The 21,071-nt window shown below is 40.7% G+C and carries 19 protein-coding genes; 18 read left to right on the forward strand and 1 reads right to left on the reverse strand.

Going from position 1 to position 21,071, the window contains the following annotated elements; all coding sequences use genetic code 11:
• Positions 1-24 precede the first annotated feature (24 nt).
• On the reverse strand, positions 25-582 hold the full coding sequence (gene hxlB / locus IGI50_RS05530; protein WP_438776407.1) for a 6-phospho-3-hexuloisomerase: 558 nt from the start codon (positions 580-582) through the stop codon (positions 25-27).
• A gap of 188 nt (positions 583-770) precedes the next feature.
• On the opposite strand from hxlB (IGI50_RS05530), the gene IGI50_RS05535 reads away from it, so the two are divergent.
• The 18 genes from IGI50_RS05535 to IGI50_RS05620 all read left to right on the forward strand — a co-directional run bounded on the left by IGI50_RS05535 (position 771) and on the right by IGI50_RS05620 (position 21,055).
• Positions 771-2,222, forward strand: coding sequence for a PTS transporter subunit EIIC (locus IGI50_RS05535; RefSeq protein ID WP_438776408.1), 1,452 nt, complete (start codon positions 771-773; stop codon positions 2,220-2,222).
• A gap of 63 nt (positions 2,223-2,285) precedes the next feature.
• The gene (locus IGI50_RS05540; RefSeq protein WP_438776409.1) at positions 2,286-4,277 is read left to right on the forward strand and encodes a BglG family transcription antiterminator; all 1,992 of its coding nucleotides are present in this window, start codon (positions 2,286-2,288) and stop codon (positions 4,275-4,277) included.
• Positions 4,278-4,293: 16 nt separating this feature from the next.
• Positions 4,294-4,725, forward strand: coding sequence for a PTS sugar transporter subunit IIA (locus IGI50_RS05545; RefSeq protein WP_010744427.1), 432 nt, complete (start codon positions 4,294-4,296; stop codon positions 4,723-4,725).
• The gene (locus IGI50_RS05550) at positions 4,725-5,891 is read left to right on the forward strand and encodes a mannitol dehydrogenase (RefSeq protein ID WP_438776410.1); all 1,167 of its coding nucleotides are present in this window, start codon (positions 4,725-4,727) and stop codon (positions 5,889-5,891) included. Before IGI50_RS05545 ends, IGI50_RS05550 begins: the two co-directional genes overlap by 1 nt.
• Complete coding sequence (gene dhaL, locus IGI50_RS05555; protein ID WP_438776411.1) at positions 5,888-6,538, forward strand: dihydroxyacetone kinase subunit DhaL; 651 nt, start codon at positions 5,888-5,890, stop codon at positions 6,536-6,538. Before IGI50_RS05550 ends, dhaL begins: the two co-directional genes overlap by 4 nt.
• A 5-nt stretch (positions 6,539-6,543) precedes the next feature.
• Positions 6,544-7,536 carry a dihydroxyacetone kinase subunit DhaK gene (locus IGI50_RS05560; protein WP_010744430.1) on the forward strand — a complete coding sequence of 331 codons (993 nt, stop codon included), beginning with the start codon at positions 6,544-6,546 and terminating at the stop codon, positions 7,534-7,536.
• Between the two features lie 17 nt (positions 7,537-7,553).
• Positions 7,554-8,189, forward strand: coding sequence for a 3-hexulose-6-phosphate synthase (gene hxlA / locus IGI50_RS05565; RefSeq protein WP_438776412.1), 636 nt, complete (start codon positions 7,554-7,556; stop codon positions 8,187-8,189).
• A 14-nt stretch (positions 8,190-8,203) separates the two neighbouring features.
• Complete coding sequence (hxlB, locus tag IGI50_RS05570) at positions 8,204-8,764, forward strand: 6-phospho-3-hexuloisomerase (RefSeq protein WP_438776413.1); 561 nt, start codon at positions 8,204-8,206, stop codon at positions 8,762-8,764.
• A gap of 49 nt (positions 8,765-8,813) precedes the next feature.
• Positions 8,814-9,467 carry an HAD family hydrolase gene (locus IGI50_RS05575; RefSeq protein WP_438776414.1) on the forward strand — a complete coding sequence of 218 codons (654 nt, stop codon included), beginning with the start codon at positions 8,814-8,816 and terminating at the stop codon, positions 9,465-9,467.
• Positions 9,468-9,598: 131 nt separating this feature from the next.
• Positions 9,599-10,720 (forward strand): aminotransferase, encoded by a 1,122-nt coding sequence (locus IGI50_RS05580; protein WP_438776415.1) that lies wholly within the window; start codon positions 9,599-9,601, stop codon positions 10,718-10,720.
• Between the two features lie 151 nt (positions 10,721-10,871).
• Positions 10,872-11,951, forward strand: a complete 1,080-nt coding sequence (locus IGI50_RS05585; protein ID WP_438776416.1) for a helix-turn-helix domain-containing protein — start codon at positions 10,872-10,874, stop codon at positions 11,949-11,951.
• 268 nt (positions 11,952-12,219) lie between these two features.
• Entirely contained in the window at positions 12,220-14,880 is a 2,661-nt protein-coding gene (locus IGI50_RS05590; RefSeq protein WP_438776417.1) for an HAD-IC family P-type ATPase, read from the forward strand.
• Between the two features lie 152 nt (positions 14,881-15,032).
• The gene (locus tag IGI50_RS05595; protein WP_028021270.1) at positions 15,033-15,338 is read left to right on the forward strand and encodes a PTS sugar transporter subunit IIB; all 306 of its coding nucleotides are present in this window, start codon (positions 15,033-15,035) and stop codon (positions 15,336-15,338) included.
• A 3-nt stretch (positions 15,339-15,341) separates the two neighbouring features.
• The gene (locus IGI50_RS05600) at positions 15,342-16,601 is read left to right on the forward strand and encodes a PTS sugar transporter subunit IIC (RefSeq protein ID WP_438776418.1); all 1,260 of its coding nucleotides are present in this window, start codon (positions 15,342-15,344) and stop codon (positions 16,599-16,601) included.
• A gap of 38 nt (positions 16,602-16,639) precedes the next feature.
• Entirely contained in the window at positions 16,640-16,981 is a 342-nt protein-coding gene (locus tag IGI50_RS05605; RefSeq protein ID WP_010744438.1) for a PTS lactose/cellobiose transporter subunit IIA, read from the forward strand.
• An 83-nt stretch (positions 16,982-17,064) separates the two neighbouring features.
• The gene (locus IGI50_RS05610) at positions 17,065-18,492 is read left to right on the forward strand and encodes a glycoside hydrolase family 1 protein (RefSeq protein ID WP_438777570.1); all 1,428 of its coding nucleotides are present in this window, start codon (positions 17,065-17,067) and stop codon (positions 18,490-18,492) included.
• 54 nt (positions 18,493-18,546) lie between these two features.
• Complete coding sequence (locus IGI50_RS05615; RefSeq protein ID WP_218257036.1) at positions 18,547-20,442, forward strand: BglG family transcription antiterminator; 1,896 nt, start codon at positions 18,547-18,549, stop codon at positions 20,440-20,442.
• Positions 20,435-21,055, forward strand: a complete 621-nt coding sequence (locus IGI50_RS05620; protein WP_438776419.1) for a YczE/YyaS/YitT family protein — start codon at positions 20,435-20,437, stop codon at positions 21,053-21,055. The genes IGI50_RS05615 and IGI50_RS05620 overlap by 8 nt, the downstream gene beginning before the upstream one ends.
• The last annotated feature ends 16 nt before the right edge of the window (positions 21,056-21,071 follow it).

Below are 21,071 nucleotides of genomic sequence, written 5' to 3' on the forward strand. Positions count from 1 at the left end.
ATTACGCACCACTTTTTTTGCATTTTATTCCAAGTCGGTATGTCGTTCTAGCATCGTCTCACCAGTTTCGTTCATTCTCTCCATCAGCTCTAAAATAATTCCATCATAGGTCAAGAAACTGATCTGTTCAAATGCTGATCCCATCGGTTGGATTGATGTAAGATTGTTTTCTTTTAATTTTGGTGATACTCCAGGAAGTACGACTACCACGTCAGCCATTTTGGCCATTTCAGATTCTTTATCCATCGTTAATAAAGCAAGGGAAACACCGTTGCCTTTCGCTTTTTTCGCAAGCGTTACCAAACTAGGTGTCGTTCCGGAACCAGAGCCGATAATCAAAAGATCCCCCTTCTTCGTTCTAGGACAACTAATTTCTCCAACTAAATGAACGGATAAACCTAAGTGAAGCAATCGATTCGAAAAACCTGTGATGGCTACACCAGAGCGGCCGGCTCCAGAAAGAAAAATAGTTTTCGCTTGTAAAATGGCTGTTACTAATTGATCAAGTTCCTCATCCTTTTCATACGCCACGAAAGTTGATAGCTCTTCAATAATTTCCTGTGTGTGTTCTTTTACAGACATATAGACGCCTCCAATAGTTATTTGTACTTAAAGCCTAATGAATTTAGTTTCCCTTCACAAGAGTATTTTTGACAGAGAGTGCCTGACAAAGGTGTCCTTTCAAGCGATAGCTTTTCAGAATAACGCCCCCTATAATTAATGTCAGAAGGCGCTTTCTAAAAAAGAGTATTCTCAAGGAGGAAAAGAAAATGGAGTTTCAGCAACCTGCAAATGCGAACAGCTGGCGAGCGAAAATTCAGCGTATGGGTGGATTTTTAAGCTCGATGGTGATGCCGAATATCGGTGTATTTATTGCCTGGGGTCTGATGGCAGCATTCTTCATCCCAACTGGATGGACACCCAACGAACATTTAAATGAGTTAGTTCCGCCAATCTTGAATTATTTATTGCCTGTTTTAATTGGTTATACCGGCGGCTATAACGTTTATGGAAAACGCGGCGGTGCCATCGGCGCCTTAGCGACAATGGGGGTAGTAGTCGGTGCAGATATCACGATGTTAATCGGCGGCATGATTATGGGACCGATCGGCGCGATTTTAATGAAGAAAATCGACGAGCTGCTTAAAGGAAAAGTTAAACCAGGGTTGGAAATGCTGGTAGACAACTTTTCATTAGGCTTTCTCGGTTTTGCGATTGCTCTAATCGGATTCGTAGCAGTCGAGCCCGTTTTCGCAGTGATTCTATCCTTCATTTCTGGGGGAGTCGACTGGTTAATGGCACGGAACTTGATTCCATTAACTAGTATTTTTGTCCAACCGGCACAGGTCTTATTCTTAAATAATGCAGTAAACCACGGAATCATGATTCCATTAGGTACACAACAAGTATTGGAAACAGGCAAATCGCTCTTATTCCTAGTGGAAGCAAACGGCGGCGCTTGGGTTGGGTTATTGATCGCCTTTTCCATGTTCGGCACCGGCATGGCTAAAAAATCAGCGCCAGCCTCCATGTTGATCCAATTCTTAGGAGGGATCGGTGAGGTCGCCTTTCCGTATGCCATGATTAAACCGATCACTATTTTGGCACCAATCGCCGGGAATATGACGGCCCTAGCTATCGGTCAATTATTTGGCGGTGGAACAGTGGGAGCAGTCTCACCAGGAAGCTTTTTAGCCTTACTAATGATGACACCTCGTGGAAATTTCGTCGTAAATATCGCGATGTATGCTTCAGCTGTTTTAGTTTCCTTTTTAGTCGGCGCCTTTTTCCTAAGGCTAAGCTTGAAAAAAGATCTGGCTGCGGAAGAAGAATTGGCCTTAGAAGGAGCAGGTGCCTCTACTGCTGAAGCGTTTGAAACAGAAATGCCAGAACCAATCGTAGCAGAGAATGTAACGCACACAGGCAAACCAATCAGAAATGTCATTATCGCTTGTGATGCTGGAATGGGTTCTAGTGCGATGGGAGCCTCGATGCTGAATACGAAAGCACGGAAAAACATGCTAGAAGTTACAGTTAAAAACGTTTCGGTAGATAACATTCCAGAAGATGCAGATTTAATTATTACCAATGAAATTCTGCTGGAAAGAGTAAAGGGTCTAACAAAGGATAAACAAGTACCGATCTTGACGATCAAGAATTTCTTGGACAACAGTGAATACGATCGATTCATAAAATTTATCAAAGAAAATAATGGTGAATAAGCCGTATTCGCTCTCAATTTAGTGTAGTATGATGAATTCTACTAAGGATGGGGAGGAATCTAGATGTATTTATCTACCAGAGAAAGCTCTATCTTAACAATTCTGTTAAATAGTAGAAATAAGCATACAGTACAAGATATTAGTAATCGATTGAATATCAATGAACGGACTGTTTACAGAGAATTGAAAAATATTAAGGCAACGTTGAAGACATTTCAGCTGGAATTAGTGTCAATTCCATCGGAAGGGTTTGAGATTCAAGGGAAGCCGGAAAATCTATCGGCGTTGAAACAGGCCTTTCAAAAACAGAATATTCATCAAATTCTTTCTGTAACGGAACGGGTTGATTTAGTCACATTGATTTTGTTGTTGGAAGAGGACTTTATCAAGATGCAAGCAATCGCCGCAGAACTGCTGGTCTCTCTTTCAACGATCAAAAAAGATGTTGCTTTTCTAACGGACAACCTGCCTGAAAAAGGGATACAAGTTATTTCTAAAAAAGGAGAAGGGATTCGATTAGAAGCAGAGATGATCAATCGTCATATTCTAATCCTAGATATCTTGACAAAACACGTCGCTTCATCGGAATTTATTGCATGGTTTTTACTAAAACATTCGAAGGATTCATTTTATAAGAAGATTTGTTTTCAAAAAATCAGTGAGCCGCTCCATTTTGTGTATGAGCAGATGGGTCAGCTTAAGGCAGATATTGATGATAATGATTTGCAGGAGCTGGTCATCTTATTATCATTATGGATCAATGTCTGTCATCTGACTGCATTGCCTAACAATACGATAGACACGGTCGCAATTGAGCTGAATCAAACAGGAAAAAAACTTTATCATCGAATGATCGAAAAACAAAGAGATGTTTTAGCGGAAAAAAGTCATCCTGAAGCTTTTTTAGATTACTTAAAATGGATCATTCATTTATATTTTCAACAAGAATCTCCAAATGAATTTGCACTTCCACATTTTGAGAGAGATATTATGCTTTCTGTGAAGGAAATGGTAAATAATGTTGAAACGCAATTAGGGGTCAAATTGCATGGAAATGAACGGCAAATCCGTGACTTATCTGTTCATTTAAGAAAGGCTGTCACACGTATTAATAGTGGTTTGTTTGTTAGAAACCCTATGAAAGATGAGATCAAGAAAAATTATTTGTTTATCTTTGAAATTGTAAGTAAAGCAGCTTCAGAAGTATTCGGTAAAGAATTTTTCCCAGAAGATGAATTGTGCTTTTTGGTTCTGTATTTTGTAATGATGATCGACAAACTATCGAATAAAGCTTTTCGCGTACTAATTGTGTGCTCCAGCGGTATGGGCTCGTCAAAAATGCTCACCAGCCGTTTGGAATATGAAGTACCAGAAGTCTACGTGAAGGATATCATCTCACTAACTGATTTGCACAATAAAAACGTAAACGATTATGAATTGGTTTTATCCACGATTCCTCTGCCCTTGGCGCCAGAAGAATATTTGAAGGTTTCTCCTTTATTGAACGAACAAGAATTGGCGTTGGTTCAGACCAAAATTAACAATCATAAATACACAGATCTAAAAACTATTCAGCGACAAAAACAGATGAATGTAGAAGAATTTGAAAAGCATTTGGTCCAGAAAATGTTTTACGCACAAAAAACGTTAGAGCTGATGAAACATTGCCGGTTTAGCGAAAAGGAAATCTTCCTCACACGTGTCAGGAAAAAAAGAGAGGCAATAAAACAATTAGCGGTATTTTTGGAGGTGGATGAGGCCAAGCTGACCAATAGTATTCAGACGTCTGTGCAGCAGAATCGAACAGTGCTCTTTATCGTTAGAAAAAATGCTGCACTATCAGGAGATCGGATTCAATTGATTTCAGACAGCTCCAAACGGTTGGGGAACTATTACTTAGTCGTAATCGATACTGCGGAAAAGAGTTCAGAGATCAGCCAAAAGTATTATAGCCAAGTCAAAGAAATCTTTTTTGATCATGTCGATGATTTGACCAAAATTGGCTCAACAAATGATTTAAAGACATATTTGGTAAAAATAAATGAAATCCTATAGATTGCGAGAGGTGGAAATGAAAATTTTTAAAGATGAGAATATCCAACTGAATCAGCACTATGAAAATAAAGTCGAAGCCATTTTAGCAGCTGGAGAAATATTAGTTGAGAATGGCTACGTGGCAGAAAGCTATCTCCAAGACATGCTGGCTAGAGAAGAGGAAGTATCAACCTATATCGGCAACAACATTGCGATTCCTCATGGGATCGTAAAGTCGGTGGAAAAAATCTATTCTTCGGGGATTTCATTATTGCAGGTACCAGAGGGCGTTGATTTCGATGGAAACACGGCTTACTTAGTTTTCGGTATTGCAGGAAAAAATAATGAGCATTTAGAGATTTTAGGCCAGATCGCAACCATCTGCTCTGAAATGGAAAATGTTGAGATCCTTCGTCAGGCAACATCTAAAGCAGAGATTCTTAAAATTTTTGAGGAGGTCGTCGTTTAATGAAACAGGCATTACATTTTGGGGGCGGAAGTATTGGGATCGGCTTTATTGCTGATTTATTGCATGAATCCAATTATGAAGTAACGATTGTTGATATTGATCAAGAACTAGTCAGTCAAATAAACGAAACGGAAACCTTTGATTTATACCTGATCAATGAAGAGTACAAGAAAAAGCAGTTAACACATATCCACGGACTGTCTTCGATTGAAGATCAGTCAGAGATCATCGAAAAAATTAGTACCACTGATTTGCTCACAACGGCAGTCTGGGCAGAAAACCTGCCAAAGATCGCACCAGTCCTTCTGGAAGGGTTAAAGAAACGTGCAGCTCTCGGCGAAAAACGTGTAAATATTTTAGCCTGTGAGAATGCAATGTTCAACAGCGAGATTTTGCGTAAAGCGATCCTTGCACTGGATTCTTCAGCCGCAGAGTGGCTAGACGGTATTGCAGCATTCCCTAACACCGCCGTAGATCGGATGGTGTTAGCATCGGAGCATGAGGGGAAAAAGACAATCGATATTGGTCGAGATCACGAGTTAGTGATCGAAGAATCCAAACTGGTTGATCCAGCAAATAAGCCAATCAAGGACGCTGTCTATACGACTAATCTGAAAAAATACATCGAGCGAAAACTTTATGTGGTGAATTGTGGTCATGCATGGGCAGGCTATATGGGTTTTGTTAATGGGTACTCAATAATCCAAGATGTTTTTCATAATGAAGAATTAGTTAGCATGATTCGCGAGACCATGTGGGAATCGGCTCATTTATTGATGGAAAAGCATGGATTTACTGAAGAAGATATGACGGATTATATTGACTTTATTATGGCTCGATATCAGACACCGGGAATCAAAGATTGGATCACAAGAGTGTCTCGTTCGCCCATTCGCAAGCTGCAGCCAGAAGAACGTTTAGTCGGACCTTGTGTGCAATGTGAAGAGCTAGGTCTGAAAAACGAACGGTTGTTAGAAGGAATCGCGGCGGCATTTCTATTTGATAATCCAGCAGATGAGCAATCTATGGAATTATTAGCCTTTGTGGCAGAGCATGGAATTGATGAAGCAATCGTTCATTTTACCAAAATACCACTAGAGAGTCGGATGCACCCAGTCATTAAAAATAATTATCAGAAATTTCTGGAAAAGAAGGGAAAAGCATGAGAACAGATTTTTCTAATCAAGAGGGTAGCAAAATTGTCGATGCCATCATTGCTGCGATTCAGACGAATAAGGAAAATTTGAGCGAAGTGGACAGTCATGGCGGCGATGGGGATCATGGCATCAATATGAATAAAGGCTTTACTTTTGCTAGGCAAGAATTGGATGAACTACCTTGTTACACAATGAGTGATGGGCTGAAGGTGATTAGTCAGGTACTAGTCAATAAAATCGGCGGCTCGATGGGACCGTTATACGGGAGCTTCTTTAGAGGTCTAAGTGCTGCATCAAGAAAAGAAGAGACGATTACTCGCGAAGTGATGCTTGCAATGTTAAAGAAGGCTTATCAAAATCTCTCAGACTTAACGGATGCCAAAGTTGGCGATAAAAGCTTGATTGATGTATTAGTACCTGCCATCGAAACCTATGAAAAAGCAGTTGACGGTGGAGAAGCTTTCAATGAGTGCTTAACACAATCACTTGCTACGGCAAAAACGGGATTAGAAGCAACCAAAAAGATCCCGGCCAAAATTGGACGAGCAAGCCGCATCGGTGATCGTTCGATTGGGTATCAGGATGCAGGTGCGACTTCCTGTTATTTAATCATCGAAGCGATAGTTAACACAATAAATGAATTATTGGGGGAGTAAGAACGATGCAAATTTTTGTAAATGATCCAGATTTTATCGTCGAGGATATGCTGAAGGGATTTACAGCTGCACATCCAGAAGTGATACTTTCGCCATTAAATGATCGAGTGGTGACACTTAAGGATAAAAAAGAAAAAGTCGGCGTCATCACAGGAGGCGGCAGTGGTCATGAACCAGCGTTTCTCGGATATATAGGTGAAGGGATGCTTGATGCTGTAGCGATTGGGGAGGTTTTCGCTTCCCCACCTGCTCAAGGATTTCTAGATGCGATGATCGAAGCTGACAATGGTCAGGGTGTTGCCTGTCTTTTTGGCAATTATGCGGGAGATAATATGAACGTCAAAATGGCGATCCAAATGGCTGAAGAAGAGGACATTGAAGTGAACTATGTGGTAGCGACAGATGATATCGCCTCTTCACCTAAGGCAACTCGTGAAAAACGTCACGGAATCGCTGGCGGGTACTTCATGTGGAAGGTAGGCGGAGCCAAAGCGGCAGCCGGCGGTACATTAGCTGACGTTATCGAAGTGGCACAAAAAGTGGTGGATCGAACCAGAAGTATTTGTGTAGGACTTACCCCCTGCACGATTCCAGCGGTTGGGAAACCAAACTTCTTAATTGATCTAGGAACGATGGAGTTTGGGATCGGTCATCATGGGGAAACGGGGATCGAGAAGAAAGCATTGGGCAATGGGCAGGAAATCGCGATTGAGATGACCAAGGCCATTTTGACAGATTTTGAATTCGATGAAAAAAAGAAACTAGCAGTGATGATTTCAGGACTAGGTTCAACCATGCTGATGGAACAATACGTAATCTGCGGGCAAGTTTTGGAAACGCTGAAGGAACAAGGGCATCAAGTCGAAAAAGTCTATGTTGGCAATTTTGTCACCTCGTTGGATATGGGAGGGATTTCACTTACGATCGTTGATTTAGATGAAGAGATTACACAATTGCTAGATGCAGCAGGACAAGCAGTCGGGTTGAAAAACTATTAAAGGATAAGGGTGGAAAAATGAAATTACAACTAGCGTTGGACGAGTTAAAATTAGAGGAAGCATTGATTTTTGCAGAAAAAGTACAAGAACATGTCGATATTATTGAAATTGGCACACCATTTGTGATTGATTCTGGAATGGAAGCTGTCCGCCGTTTTAAAGCAAAATTCCCGGATAAAGAAATTTTATCCGATGAAAAAATTATGGATGGCGGCTATTATGAATCACAGCTGGGCTTTGAAGCGGGAGCTGAGTATGTCACAGTCTTGGGGGTCACCGATGTTGCTACAATCAAACAATGTGTGAAAGCCGGAGCTGATTTTGAAAAACAAGTAGTGGTGGATATGATCTGCGTTGCAAATCTTGAAGAAAAAATTGCCGAAATGGAAGAACTAGGAGTGGATGTCTTAGCTGTTCATACAGGAGCAGATCAGCAGGCTTGTGGGCGGACACCGCTAGATGATTTGAAGGTAATGACTTCTTGTGCGAAGAAAACGAAAATCGCAGTAGCTGGGGGGATCAGCAGTAAGACAATCGATAAGTATGTGGCACTAAATCCAGATATTATTATTGTTGGAAGCAGCATTACTCACGCACCTGATCCAGTAGAAGAAGCTCGCTTGATCAAAGAAGCGATGTTAGCAAAAGCCTAGTGGAGGACAAGATTATGACACCATCAATAAATTTGCAGAGTATTTTAGTGGAGCTAACTGAAGATGCCCAGCAGATCGATCAAGCACAGCTGAAACAAGTAGAGGCGTTGATTTTGAAGGCAAAAAGAATTTTCATTGCTGGTGCAGGGCGTTCTGGTTTTGCGGCACGCGCATTTTCTAATCGTTTGATGCATTTAGGATTTACTGTGTATTTTGTCGGAGAGCCAACAACACCTTCAATCCGGGAAAATGATTTGATCATTATCGGATCAGGATCGGGTCGTACATCAGGGTTAGTGAATATGGCAAAAAAAGCCAAGAGCGAGAAAGCATTGCTAGCAACGATTACGATTTATCCGAAGAATCCGATTGGAACACTGGCTGATGCATTGGTTCAGATTCCCGGTATTTCGACAGGGGATCATCCGACTGAAAAAGCACCGTCAATTCAGCCAAATGGCTCATCTTTCGAGCAGTTGTCGTGGTTAGTCTATGATTCGATGATCGTTGATTTGAAAAAGAAACTAAAACAAGAGCAGACGGACATGGATTATCGTCATGCAAATCTTGAGTAAAGGATGGCATCGGGCTTCGGCTCGGTGCTCTTTGAGTAGGGAGGACGAAATGAAAGCAGCATTGTTTGATATGGACGGAACATTGATTGATTCTGAACGATACTATTTTTCTATCTGGCAGGAATTAATGGCGCAAGAAGGCTACCATTTAGAGAAAGAGTTTTATCAACATGTGGTTGGGTCGCCAACTTCCATTTTGAAAGAAAAGTTTCAAAATCACTTCGGAGAGCTACCAATGTTTGATCGCTTATTCGAGGAATTTATGGACAGACGCAAACAAGCCCAAAGAAAGGCGATATTTTCAATAACCAACGGCTGCCAGGAGTACTTAGCGTATTTAGTAAAAACAGGTGTTACTTGTGGCATCGTCACATCCAGTTATCAAGAAGAAGCAGAATATATTCTTAAAGCGCTGCGACTGGATTCATTCTTTTCCTTCGGTATTTACGGCGATCAAGTAAGCAAAGGAAAGCCAGACTTTGAAATCTACCACAAAGCAATCGAAGCCGCTAAACAGCCGGCTGATCAAATTTTAGTTTACGAAGATTCGCCTAATGGCATACTGTCTGCGGTCAATGCCGGCTTGAACTGTATCCACATCAAGAATTTTATTGATCCGACACCGGAGATCGAACAATTGATCATTGGCAGCTGTTCGGATTTTATCGAAGTGATGAATTTAACGAATAATATCTCAGATTAAGCAGCGAAAGGGCTGCTTTTTTAATCGTCCAAAAATGAAATCTTTCTAGCTAGCTTAGCGGTTATCCTCTATAATAATAGAACGATGGATTTTTGGTAATAAAATAATTAACGAAAATAAGGAGAAACCAAATGAAAATAGCACCATTTAAAGTAGAACTCTGGATGAATGAGCACGAGGAGAAAGCGATCTATAATACAGGAGAAACTTGCGTTGACTCGATCAGTATGGATGAATTGTTTGAAATCGCCGGATTGGATAAACAAGAAGCGTTGAATGAACTGACACAAAAGCGTTTGACTTATGGGCATATTTTCGGCAATCCACATTTCAAGCAAGGGATCGCTTCACTGTATCAAACGATTCAAGAAGAGGACATCACAACGACCCATGGTGCGATCGGAGCCAATCATTTAGTCCTTTATTCACTGGTCGAGCCAGAGGATGAAGTGGTCGCTGTTTTACCGACGTATCAACAGTTATATTCGATTCCAGAGTCTTTTCATGCAACTGTGAAGCAGCATGTGTTGACACCAGAAAATAATTTTTTACCGGATATAGAGGAAGTTAGAAGTTTAGTCAGTCAAAAAACAAAGCTGATCATTATAAATAATCCGAACAATCCTTCCGGTTCTTTGATGAATCGAAAGATGTTAGAAGAAATCATCGCTATTGCTGAAGATGTGGGAGCGTACATTCTCTCAGATGAGACATATCGCGGATTGACTCAGGCTGAGGTGGAAAGTCCATCGATCGCTGATTTGTATGATAAAGGAATCAGTGTTAGCAGCATGTCTAAGGTGTGGTCTTTAGCCGGTCTGCGCTTGGGCTGGATCGCAACGAAAAATAAAGAAGCGATGGAGCAATGTTTGCTTCATCGTGACCACAATACGATCAGCTGCGGAATGATTGATGAAGAGTTGGCGGCGATTGCTTTGGAGAATAAGGATAAGATTTTAGCGAGAAATCAGCAGATCATTCGAGAAAATCTGAGAATTTTAGATGAATGGATAGCGAAGGAACCTCATATCACATATGTCAAACCTCAAGCGGGAACGGTCACATTGCTTTATTATGATTTTGATCGTTCAAGCATAGAGCTCTGTCTTGATTTAATCAACAATTATGGCTTGCTGTTTACTCCGGGGGATTGTTTTGAGTTTGAATCCTGTGTTCGAATCGGTTATGGCTGCAGTACGGAGGAGTTAATAGCTGGATTGAATAAGTTCTCTGAGTATTTAGCAACTGTATAATTTATAAAAGTATAACGTTTCCTAGCTGGATCGTTATGCTTTTTTTATAGTCTCAATGGTTAACAAAAACACCAAATAGTTTAACAAGCACTCCATTATAATCACTACCTGATAATGGTACACTAAGAGTGAAAAGAGAGGAGTGATTTCGATGGCATTGTTGATGGGCAAAACAATACAGAAGCTTAGGAAAGATCAAGGAATGACTCAAGAGCAGGTCGCTGCTACACTAGGAGTATCGACAGCCGCTGTTTCAAAATGGGAAACAGACAGTACCTATCCAGATATTTCATTGCTAAGTCCTTTGGCACGACTATTAAAAACAAACGTAGATCGACTGGTCAATTTTAAAGGAAACCTAAGTGACAGCGAAGTAGCTCGATTTGAACAGGACGCTCGGTCTATTTTTGAGACGGGGAATAGTCAAGAAGCGATGACGTATTGTCAAGCTTTGCTGCGAGAGTATCCGAACGATGATGGCTTAAAATTTCGTTTGGCCTCGCTGTATATGTTCTATTTAGGCGCTTCTTCCGATGAAGAGTTGGCAAATCAGCAGTTAACTGCTGCTATACGACTTTTTGAAGCACTCCGTTTTTCAGAGACCCTCGAACTCCGACACGCGTCCCTTCACGTATTAGCAGGGCTATACATGATGAATGATGAGTTAGATAAAGCTGAACAGGTGATTGAAGAATTACCGAATACGGATTATGACACACGAATGATGAAAACCAACATTCTTTTTAGAAAGAAAGAATTTGAGGAATCCTTAAAGTTAAGTCAGATGTGCATATTCCAACAAGTACGGGATATCAGTCTGCACCTTTATAATTTAGTAAAAATCGCAAGAAATTATGAACAATATGATAAAGCCAAGGCCATTCTAGAAATCGGCATTGAACTTGATAAGTTGCTTCATATGGACAGAATCAGTGGATTAAATGCAAATTATTATTTATCTAAGGCTGAGATTTCAGCTATACAAGGAGATACCCAAGCGGCGCTGCTCGAGTTAGAACAATTTATTCCGGCGTTAAAGACGGTCTTTGCCTTGAATGAAAACTTGGATGATTTGCTTTTTGATAGACTTGAGCTAAAAGATCCTTCTGTCTCCCCTGCGTTTATTGCTAAGGGAATGGCCGATTTAATTGAGCACTCGGAAGAATTTCAGTCGTTACTGACAGAAGAGCGTTTTAAAACATTACTAAAAACTTTACGAAATTTGGTTTAGGAAATTTTAGTGAGAATAGAAAAAAGCAAAGCAGTGTTTTTGCTTTTTTCTTAAACCGATTCGATAAAATTGACGAAATTTTAGCGCTTTGATACAGTTGTATTAATAAAAAAATTGGAGGTGAGTGGCGCATGGACCCTGACGCCGGTGAGACGTCGTTAATTAAGCAGAAGATTCCTTATTTTCAAAAAGAATAGGCTTTTTTCAGTGCGTTGTGAAAAACAAGGTGCTTTTTTGTCGTATTCAAAAAATAAGGAGAAGAGAACGAATGAAGGAAGATTATTACCAGAGTATCAAGAATTTAGTGAAGGACTATCCAAATGAAGAGTTTGAACAAGGCTTGTCTACGAAAGAAGCGCATGAGCGGTTATTAAGGAATGGTCCCAATAAGCTGGAAACAAAAAAGGTTTCTAAGTGGCGGCTATTTATCCGACAATTTCATAATATGATCATCTATATTTTGATCATTGCGGCGCTGTTAACGATTGTTATGGGACATTATTCGGATGCGATTATTATTGGCCTGGTTGTCGTAATCAACGCATTGATCGGCTACTATCAAGAAGCCAATGCCTCCGACGCTTTAGAAAAAATCAGAGAGATGTTGGCGGTGGAAGCGACAGTTTACCGTGACGGTCAGCGAATGGATGTTCCAACAGAGGAATTAGTAGTGGGCGACGTTGTTTTCCTAGAGGCTGGCGATAGCTTACCGGCTGATTTACGTATTGTCGACAGCGACAATCTGCGTATTCAAGAGGCTTCGTTGACTGGTGAGGCCGATTCCATTGAAAAAACGGCAGAGGATTTAATAGAGATGGATGTTCCTCTAGCCGAGCAGTTTAATCGTGCCTTCGCTTCCACCTCGGTGACGAATGGAAGCGGCTTAGGCGTGGTTATGGCTACCGCAGAGCATACCCAAATTGGACAGATTTCCACAGAAGTTGGTCAAGTAAAAGCGCGAAAATCGCCCTTGATGCAGCAAATTGATGGATTAGGTAAAGGCGTGTCTTATGTTGTGATTGGGGCAGCAATACTACTTTTCGGCTTAGGTCTTTTACTTGAAACTTACTCATTAACTGTTCTATCTTTAGCGATCGTAACAATGATTGTTGGTTCGATTCCTGAAGGTCTGCCAGCGACGACTTCCGTTATTTTAGCGATGGGAGTCAGTGATATGGCGAAGAATAAGCACACCATCGTCAAATCATTACCCGCTGTCGAAACACTAGGATCAGTCGATGTGATCGCCACGGATAAGACCGGTACTTTGACCAAAAATGAAATGACCGTGAAGGATATTTTTCTATCCGCTCATCATTATGAGATCAGTGGAAATGGTTATGAGCCAAAAGGAAAGATAATGGAAGAAGGGCGTGAAGTGACTGCATCTGATGAGCTTGAACGATTTTTAGAAGCTGGTTATCAGGCTAATGACACGTTGTTGTATAAAGAAGAGAAACGCTGGACAATCAATGGGGAACCAACAGACGGCTCCTTTTTAACGTTGTATCACAAGTATTTTGGTGAAAAATATGAATCAAAATACAAAGAAGTTGATATGCTGCCTTTTGATTCGGATTACCGCTACATGGCAAAATTAGTCAAAGACGAAAATGGGAAACAATTGATTTTTATCAAAGGTTCGCCAGATAAGCTTTTTCCAATGGCAAGAGTAGAGGATGACTATTGGCTTCAAACGGTGCAGGAGCTTTCTAAACAAGGAAAACGCGTGGTTGCGGTAGGGTACAAGGAAGTACCGTCTGAACTAACAGAAGTTAGTCATGACATTCTTTTTGAAGGAATCACCTTGCTGGGACTCGCAGGGATTATTGACCCGCCAAGGGAAGAAGTAATCGAATCCTTAAAGGATATGCGTAAAGCTGGGGTAGAAGTGAAGATGATTACAGGAGACCATCCCTTGACCGCGAAAACAATCGGTGAAAAACTGGGGCTGGCACCAAAAATTCAAGTAATTACCGGCCAAGAATGGGACAATCTATCTCAAGAGGATAAAGAAGCTGCAGCACTCTCCCACCAAGTATTTGCTCGGGCAACACCAAAAAACAAGCTTGAAATCATTGAAGCACTGCAAGCAAGAGACAAAGTCACAGCCATGACTGGTGACGGGGTCAATGATGCTCCTGCATTAAAGCGTGCCGATATCGGTGTAGCGATGGGAATCGAAGGAACCGATGTCGCAAAAGATTCGGCAGATATGATTCTGACGAACGACCATTTCGCGACAATGTCTATCGCGATTCGTGAAGGACGACGGATTTACGATAATATCAAGAAGAGTATCTTGTTCTTATTACCGACTTCCTTTGCTGAGGGATTGATCATTGCCTTCACGATTTTAATGCAACAGGACATGCCGCTTCAAGCGACGCAGCTTTTATGGATCAACATGGTTTCAGCGATCACGATCCAATTTGCCTTTATCTTTGAGCCGGCAGAGGATCAAATCATGGAACGACCGCCGCAAAAAACAGGCAGCCGCTTAATGAACAAGCATGACATCTTCCAGATGGGATATGTTTCAATCTTAATGGCGCTGATCAGTATCTTGGCTCATGATTGGCTGTTGGCTCAAGGCTTGGACCAAGTTACCGCCAGCACCATGATGGTCAACATTATCGTTGTCAGCAAGATTTTTTATCTATTTAACATTCGTACATCGAAATTTGCTTTGTCAAAAGAATTTTTCAGCAACAAGCCAGCATTCCTGATCATTGGAATTATGGTAGTGCTGCAGCTGCTTTTGACCTATGTGCCATTTATGCAACAAGCCTTCCATACAGCACCAATGAGTGTTGTTGAGTGGGGGATCACGATTTTAGCGGGTCTCCTGATTTTAGTAATTACTGAGATAGACAAATGGATTCGAATGAAGCGTCAAGAAACACATTTACAAGAGTTGTATGAATAATGCAAAGGCTGGACGAAACAGAGTCCAGCCTTTTTTTGCGTGTTTCCCAGCAACATTTTACTTTTTCCCAGCTCTAGGAAAAAAGTAAGTTTGTCGAAGTAGATTTAATTTTCCTATAATGAGCATGTAAATAAATGAAAGTGGTGAAGGAAATGAAAAACATCTTGTTAATATGCGGATCAGGTGCTTCTAGCGGGTTTATGGCAGCGGCGATCAGAAAAGCAGCAAAAAAAAGAAAGGTAGAGGTAACAGTTAAGGCAGCAAGTGAATCGCAGTTAGATGATCGTATTAATGAAATCGATTACTTGCTGATTGGTCCGCATCTGTCCTATATGCTGAAGGATCTCCAAGAACAAACAAAGGACAAAAATGTCCAAGCGGCGGTGATTCCGCAGGCTGTCTATGGAACACTAAACGGAGAGAAAGCTCTGGACTTAATCTTGAAAATGGAGGGTTAGCTGATGGATAAAATCATGAATTTTATGACGAATTCTTTTGCACCGAAAGTAAATAAGGTAGTGAAGAATCCTTGGATTTCAGCCATTCAGGATTCGATTATGGTAGCCTTACCACTTGTTTTCGTCGGTTCATTGGTAACAGTCGTTTCATTACTAAAAAACATTTTTAGCTGCATGCCGGATTTTTCGATGATCAGTAATTTCTCTTTTGGAATGTACGCATTAGTCGTGGCCTTTTTGATTCCTTATTACCTAATGGAGAAAAAAGGTTATGGCGGACAAAAATTGATTTCTGGCGCAGCTTCATTGGTATTATTCATGATGCTTTTGTTCCCCACGATGACAGCCGATGGAGAAGCAGTGTTCATTCTTTCTCGATTCGGTGCCACTGGAATGTTTCTTTCCATGATCACTGGCTTATTTGTCGGGTTTGTTATGAATTTTGCAGTAAAATATTCTTTCTTCGATGAAGACACCCCAATTCCAGACTTCGTGGTGGGCTGGTTCAATAGTTTACTGCCGATTACGTTCATTTTGCTTGTCGGCTGGTTAATCACTTTCCAATTCAAAATCGATTTCTTCGATGTGGTTTTATTGGTCTTTAGTCCGTTAGCGAGCATTGTCCAATCGTACCCAGGCTTTGTGTTATCGGTCTTTATCCCAGTATTTCTGTATACCTTCGGAATTTCTGGCTGGGTTATGATGCCAGTCGTCTATCCAGTCTATATGTCTGGACTAGCAGCAAATGCTGAAGCGGTAGCGAATGGCGGACAGGCCTTAAACATCGCAACACAGGAAACCTGTTATGCCTTTTCTTCAATGGGTGGAATTGGAACGACATTAGCATTATCTGTGATGATGCTGTTGTTAAGTAAGTCTGCGCAATTGAAGGCGATTGGAAAAGCGGTAATTATCCCTTCGATCTTTAATATCAATGAACCGTTAGTTTTTGGTGCACCGATCGCCTTTAATCCATACCTGATGGTCCCGATGTGGATCAACAGTATTATTGTTCCAACAATCGCCTACGTAACAATGTCAGTGGGCTTGGTCAACGTACCATCTAGTACCTTCTTGTTATGGTATATGCCGTATCCATTCACTTCCTACTTAGCAACACAGGATTGGCGAGCGATCATTGTTTGTGCAGTGATTTTCGTTATTACTTGGCTGGTCTTTTTGCCATTCTTTAAGGCCTACGATAATTCATTAGTTAAACAAGAAGCACAAGAGGCTTTGGAAGAAGCTGAAGCTGTACATTAAAAAAAGATGCACGATTAGTCATCAGCAGGAGGACACCTATGGAAGAGACGAAATTTTTAGAGGAGAATGACCAGTTGAACCAGCTGTCTATGAACATCTTAGTTCACGCCGGCAGTGCACGAGATCACTTGGTTCATTCGTTAGAAAGCTTAGAGGCGAAGGATTTTACTCAAGCAAAAGAAGAAGTAGCAGCGGCACGTAAAGAAATAGTGATCGCACATGGATTGCAAACGGATACGTTGCAGCTAGAGGCATCCGGCGAACAAATTCGCTATTCTACCTTATTTTGCCATGCGCAAGATACATTAATGACTGCACAAAGCGAGATTTTAATCGGCGAACATTTGATTCGCTTATTCGAAGCTTTTGACCAAAAATAGCAGGTACGCTTAGCCAGTCAGAGAGCCTTTGACTGGTTAATGCTACAGAGATACGAGGAGGAATTTCATTGAAAAATTATCGAATGCCTAAGAATTTTTTATGGGGTGGAGCAATCGCGGCGAATCAAGCAGAAGGTGCCTACAAAGTAGCTGGAAAAGGCATCAGTTTAGCCGACTTGCACAAGTATTATCCAGATAAAAGCAATGCCGAGATTGCCGAAGAACAGCATAAGGGAATGTCATTGGCGGATGTCCAAGCGAATCTGGCGGACACAGAGGGCTACTATCCAAAACGTCATGGGATTGACTTCTATCATACGTATGAGTCAGACTTGGAATTACTTAGTGAGATGGGCTTTAAAACGTTCCGAACATCCATCGATTGGACACGAATTTTTCCGACCGGTGAGGAAGAGGAGCCAAACGAAGAAGGACTAGCTTATTATGATCGTCTGATTGACAAAATTATTGAACTGGGAATGGAACCGATCATTACTATTTTGCATTATGAAACACCTGTTGAGATTACTTTGAAGTATGGCGGATGGAACAATCGCAAAGTGATCGATTTGTTTGTTAAATATGGAAAAGTCGTTTTAGAACGTTATCAAGCCAAAGTGAACTATTGGATCGTCATCAACCAAGTCAATCTAATCCAGTTCGAGCCCTTTAATTCAACAGCAATTCCCTACGATACCGTCGATAATTATGAAGAGGCAAGTTTCCAGGCCGTTCATCACCAGTTCGTAGCCTGTGCGAAATTAGCAGCTTACGCTAAAACGATTAATCCTGATATGCAGATCGGAACGATGATGGCTGATTGTACGGCGTATCCTTATTCTTGTGACCCAGATGATGTGAATTTAGCTTTACGTCGCAATCGTATGCAATACTTTTATACAGATGTTCAGTTTCAAGGTGCTTACCCGCAGTATGCTCTAAATTATTTTGCTGAAAACAATATTCATTTAGAGATTACAGATGAGGATAAGCAATTATTAAAAGATCATCCAATGGATTATTTAGGGCTTTCTTATTACTATTCACAAATGGTGGACGCCTCTAAAAATACCATGAGTCCTTCATCCGTGACACCCAACCCTAATTTAAAAGCCAATCCATGGGGATGGGCGGTCGATCCCCAAGGCTTGTATAATTCATTGTCGCAATATTGGGATCGCTACCACAAATCAATCATTATCGCTGAAAATGGTTTTGGTATGTATGATGAATTAGTAGATGGTCAAGTACACGATGATTATCGAATTTCTTATCTGTCTGAACACATCGCTCAGATGAAGCGCGCGATGTATGATGGCGTTGATGTCATCGCCTATTGTGCTTGGGGACCCATCGACATTATCAGTTGTTCTTCTGCGCAAATGGAGAAACGTTACGGGTTCATTTACGTTGATTTGGACAATGAAGGCAAAGGGTCTGGCCAGAGAATTAAAAAAGACAGCTTCGAGTGGTACAAACAAGTGATTGCATCAAATGGCGAAACATTATAACCAATTGAAAAGTTGATCTTTTGGATCAACTTTTCTTTGAATGGAGGTGTTCCTGTGCTGACGAAAAAAGAAAAGGAGCTGGTTGACTACTTGACGAAGAAAAAACGTTGGGTAACCTCTGACGAACTGGCATCATTTAGTAATTGTACGACTCGTACGATTCGCAATCGGGTTGCTCGGATCAACCAGAACAATCAGGCGCTCATTTTGACGAGTCATTTGGGTTACCAGTTAAACCCAGAAGCAAAAATACAAACAAAGGGACTCGAAGATCGAAAATCTCGTATTTTTTTGGAGCTGCTAAAGCATTCTTCAGAAGGTGTTGATTTTTATGAGTTAGCGGAAAAACTGTTCGTTTCTGAGTCAACATTGAAAAATGATATTCAGCAACTAAAAAAAGAAATAACTAATGATGCGATCCAAATCGTTTTTGAACAAGATTTTATCAAGCTAACGGGACCTGAACGTGCAAAAAGGCGCTATCTTATCTCACTTTTGTACAATGAAAGCGATCTGCAGGAAAAGCTGAAGGCCAGTATTCAGCAAATGATCGGCTACATCTCATTAGACAATCTTCAACAAACGATTCAAGCAGTTTTGTCTACACACTCGATTCAAATCAATCAATACTCTTTGAACAATATTGTCCTGCATTTTGCAATTAGCATCGAACGTATCCGACAGGGACATAGCTTGAAGAAGTGTCTGGCTAATCCACAGATACAGCATCATCCAGAATTTCTGATCGCAGAGGAGATCAGCGATCAGTTGGCACAGCAGTACGACATTCATTTCTCTCAAGCTGAATTAGAGCAATTGTCTTTATTATTTATTGGGATGCAAAATGAAACGCTGACAAAACAAGACAATCAACAGCTTTCTAGTTTTGTTGATCAGAAGATTATTGTTGCGCTACAGGATGTGTTAGCAGAAGTAGAGCGTACCTATCTTGTCGAACTGCATGATGAAGAGTTTTTCAACAAATTAGCCATTCATTTACAAAGTCTCTATTATCGTTCACATTACGAAACCTTTACCCGTAATAGCAGTCTTTTAGATTTAAAAACGGCTTATCCATTAATTTATGATTTAGCAGTCTATATTTCTTCTTTGATTCAAGATCGTTTAGATATATGGTTCAATGATGACGAAATTTCCTTCATTGCGTTACATATTGGCTCGTTCCTTGAGACACAAAAGCACTTTCAAAATCAAGTGACCATTCAATTAATCGTGAATAACTACCATGATCTCGCGAGCAATCTTAGCAAACAGCTCAAAGAGCATTTTGGTGAAACAGTCCATGTTTTAGTGACAGAAAGAGGTAAACATTTTTCTAAAGAGTATGATTTGCTACTGACGACAGATCGGGAAATAGCTTCTAAATTTGCTGGCTCTGTTTTCATTCATCCTTTTTTGACGACTAAAGATATTAAAAAAATTGAAAAACGAATGGATTCGCTAAAATCACAGCGAGAAAAACGACGGATGTATCAATCAATTGAAAAGTTTATTTTACCAGAATTATATTTCAATCAAATCGATCCCGCTGGATTAAAGCCAATCGAAATTCGGAAGCAGATGAATCAACGAATGTTAGAGAATGGCTTTGTAGATGCTGCGTTCTTTGAAAGAGTGGAAAAACGTGAACGCATGTCTCCTACGAGCTTTCCTTCAGGGATCGCGGTGCCCCATTCAGTAGAATTGGAGGCTGAAAGAAGTGGTGTGGCAATTATGACGTTACAGGACCCGCTAGTATGGGCGGATCAGTCCATTAAGCTTATTGCTTATATTGCCATCAACAAGGAGGAAGCCAATGAGTTCAATGACTTTTTTGAAAAATTTATTGAGATTGTTTCAGAACCAATCAATACGAAGCAGCTAAGTATGAGTGAGGACTATGAAGAATTTATTCTCCGTTTGAAAACCATGGTGGATGCTGATGAATAAGCAAGTATTCAATCGGCTCGGTTTAGTTTTTACGGGAACGATCTTAATGGGCGTCGGCATAGAAATTATCGTGATCGCCAATCAAGGATTTGATTCAGTCAGTACCTTGATTTTAGGTCTTATGAATTATTCGCCCCTTCCATTTGGACGCTGGAGCCAATTAATTAGTTTAGTTTTTTTACTCATTACTTTTTTCTACAAACGGAGTATGTTGGGCATTGGCAGTATCATTAACACGCTGCTGGTAGGGGAAACGATTAGCCGAGCAGCTCCTTTTCTTGAAGGGATTGTTCTTTTGCAGGATAGTCTTGTCGCTTCTTTTTTAGGTTTTGTTGTGATGGCCTTAGGGACCGCAATTTATTTATCTGGGAATCTAGGATCGGGACCTTTGGAAGGTATGATGTTTTGTACCTGTGAGTTACTAGGGGTATCCTTGCAAAAGGGACGGATATTGTTGGATTTCGTGATTGTCGCAGGAGGACTTTTATTAAAAAGTTCAGTTGGAATCGGAACGCTATTTGCTATTATTTTATTAGGTCCAATAATACAGGGATTCATGCTTATATTGCAAAAGCGGGTACGCTACAAATACCGCGATGGAGAAATACTTTAATAATAAGAAGTGATGT

This window comes from Enterococcus sp. DIV0170 (assembly GCF_051710765.1).
Taxonomy (GTDB): Bacteria; Bacillota; Bacilli; order Lactobacillales; family Enterococcaceae; genus Enterococcus_A; species Enterococcus_A raffinosus.

Excerpts from the sequence above, each read along its gene's own strand:
- IGI50_RS05595 (WP_028021270.1), top strand. The coding sequence starts at position 15,033 with ATGAAAAACATCTTGTTAATATGCGGATCAGGTGCTTCTAGCGGGTTT.
- IGI50_RS05535 (WP_438776408.1), top strand. The coding sequence starts at position 771 with ATGGAGTTTCAGCAACCTGCAAATGCGAACAGCTGGCGAGCGAAAATT.
- IGI50_RS05600 (WP_438776418.1), top strand. The coding sequence starts at position 15,342 with ATGGATAAAATCATGAATTTTATGACGAATTCTTTTGCACCGAAAGTA.
- hxlA (WP_438776412.1), top strand. The coding sequence starts at position 7,554 with ATGAAATTACAACTAGCGTTGGACGAGTTAAAATTAGAGGAAGCATTG.
- IGI50_RS05580 (WP_438776415.1), top strand. The coding sequence starts at position 9,599 with ATGAAAATAGCACCATTTAAAGTAGAACTCTGGATGAATGAGCACGAG.
- IGI50_RS05610 (WP_438777570.1), top strand. The coding sequence starts at position 17,065 with ATGCCTAAGAATTTTTTATGGGGTGGAGCAATCGCGGCGAATCAAGCA.
- hxlB (WP_438776407.1), bottom strand. The coding sequence starts at position 582 with ATGTCTGTAAAAGAACACACACAGGAAATTATTGAAGAGCTATCAACT.
- IGI50_RS05590 (WP_438776417.1), top strand. The coding sequence starts at position 12,220 with ATGAAGGAAGATTATTACCAGAGTATCAAGAATTTAGTGAAGGACTAT.
- IGI50_RS05605 (WP_010744438.1), top strand. The coding sequence starts at position 16,640 with ATGGAAGAGACGAAATTTTTAGAGGAGAATGACCAGTTGAACCAGCTG.
- IGI50_RS05620 (WP_438776419.1), top strand. The coding sequence starts at position 20,435 with ATGAATAAGCAAGTATTCAATCGGCTCGGTTTAGTTTTTACGGGAACG.
- IGI50_RS05545 (WP_010744427.1), top strand. The coding sequence starts at position 4,294 with ATGAAAATTTTTAAAGATGAGAATATCCAACTGAATCAGCACTATGAA.
- IGI50_RS05540 (WP_438776409.1), top strand. The coding sequence starts at position 2,286 with ATGTATTTATCTACCAGAGAAAGCTCTATCTTAACAATTCTGTTAAAT.
- IGI50_RS05560 (WP_010744430.1), top strand. The coding sequence starts at position 6,544 with ATGCAAATTTTTGTAAATGATCCAGATTTTATCGTCGAGGATATGCTG.
- dhaL (WP_438776411.1), top strand. The coding sequence starts at position 5,888 with ATGAGAACAGATTTTTCTAATCAAGAGGGTAGCAAAATTGTCGATGCC.
- IGI50_RS05550 (WP_438776410.1), top strand. The coding sequence starts at position 4,725 with ATGAAACAGGCATTACATTTTGGGGGCGGAAGTATTGGGATCGGCTTT.
- IGI50_RS05585 (WP_438776416.1), top strand. The coding sequence starts at position 10,872 with ATGGCATTGTTGATGGGCAAAACAATACAGAAGCTTAGGAAAGATCAA.
- hxlB (WP_438776413.1), top strand. The coding sequence starts at position 8,204 with ATGACACCATCAATAAATTTGCAGAGTATTTTAGTGGAGCTAACTGAA.
- IGI50_RS05575 (WP_438776414.1), top strand. The coding sequence starts at position 8,814 with ATGAAAGCAGCATTGTTTGATATGGACGGAACATTGATTGATTCTGAA.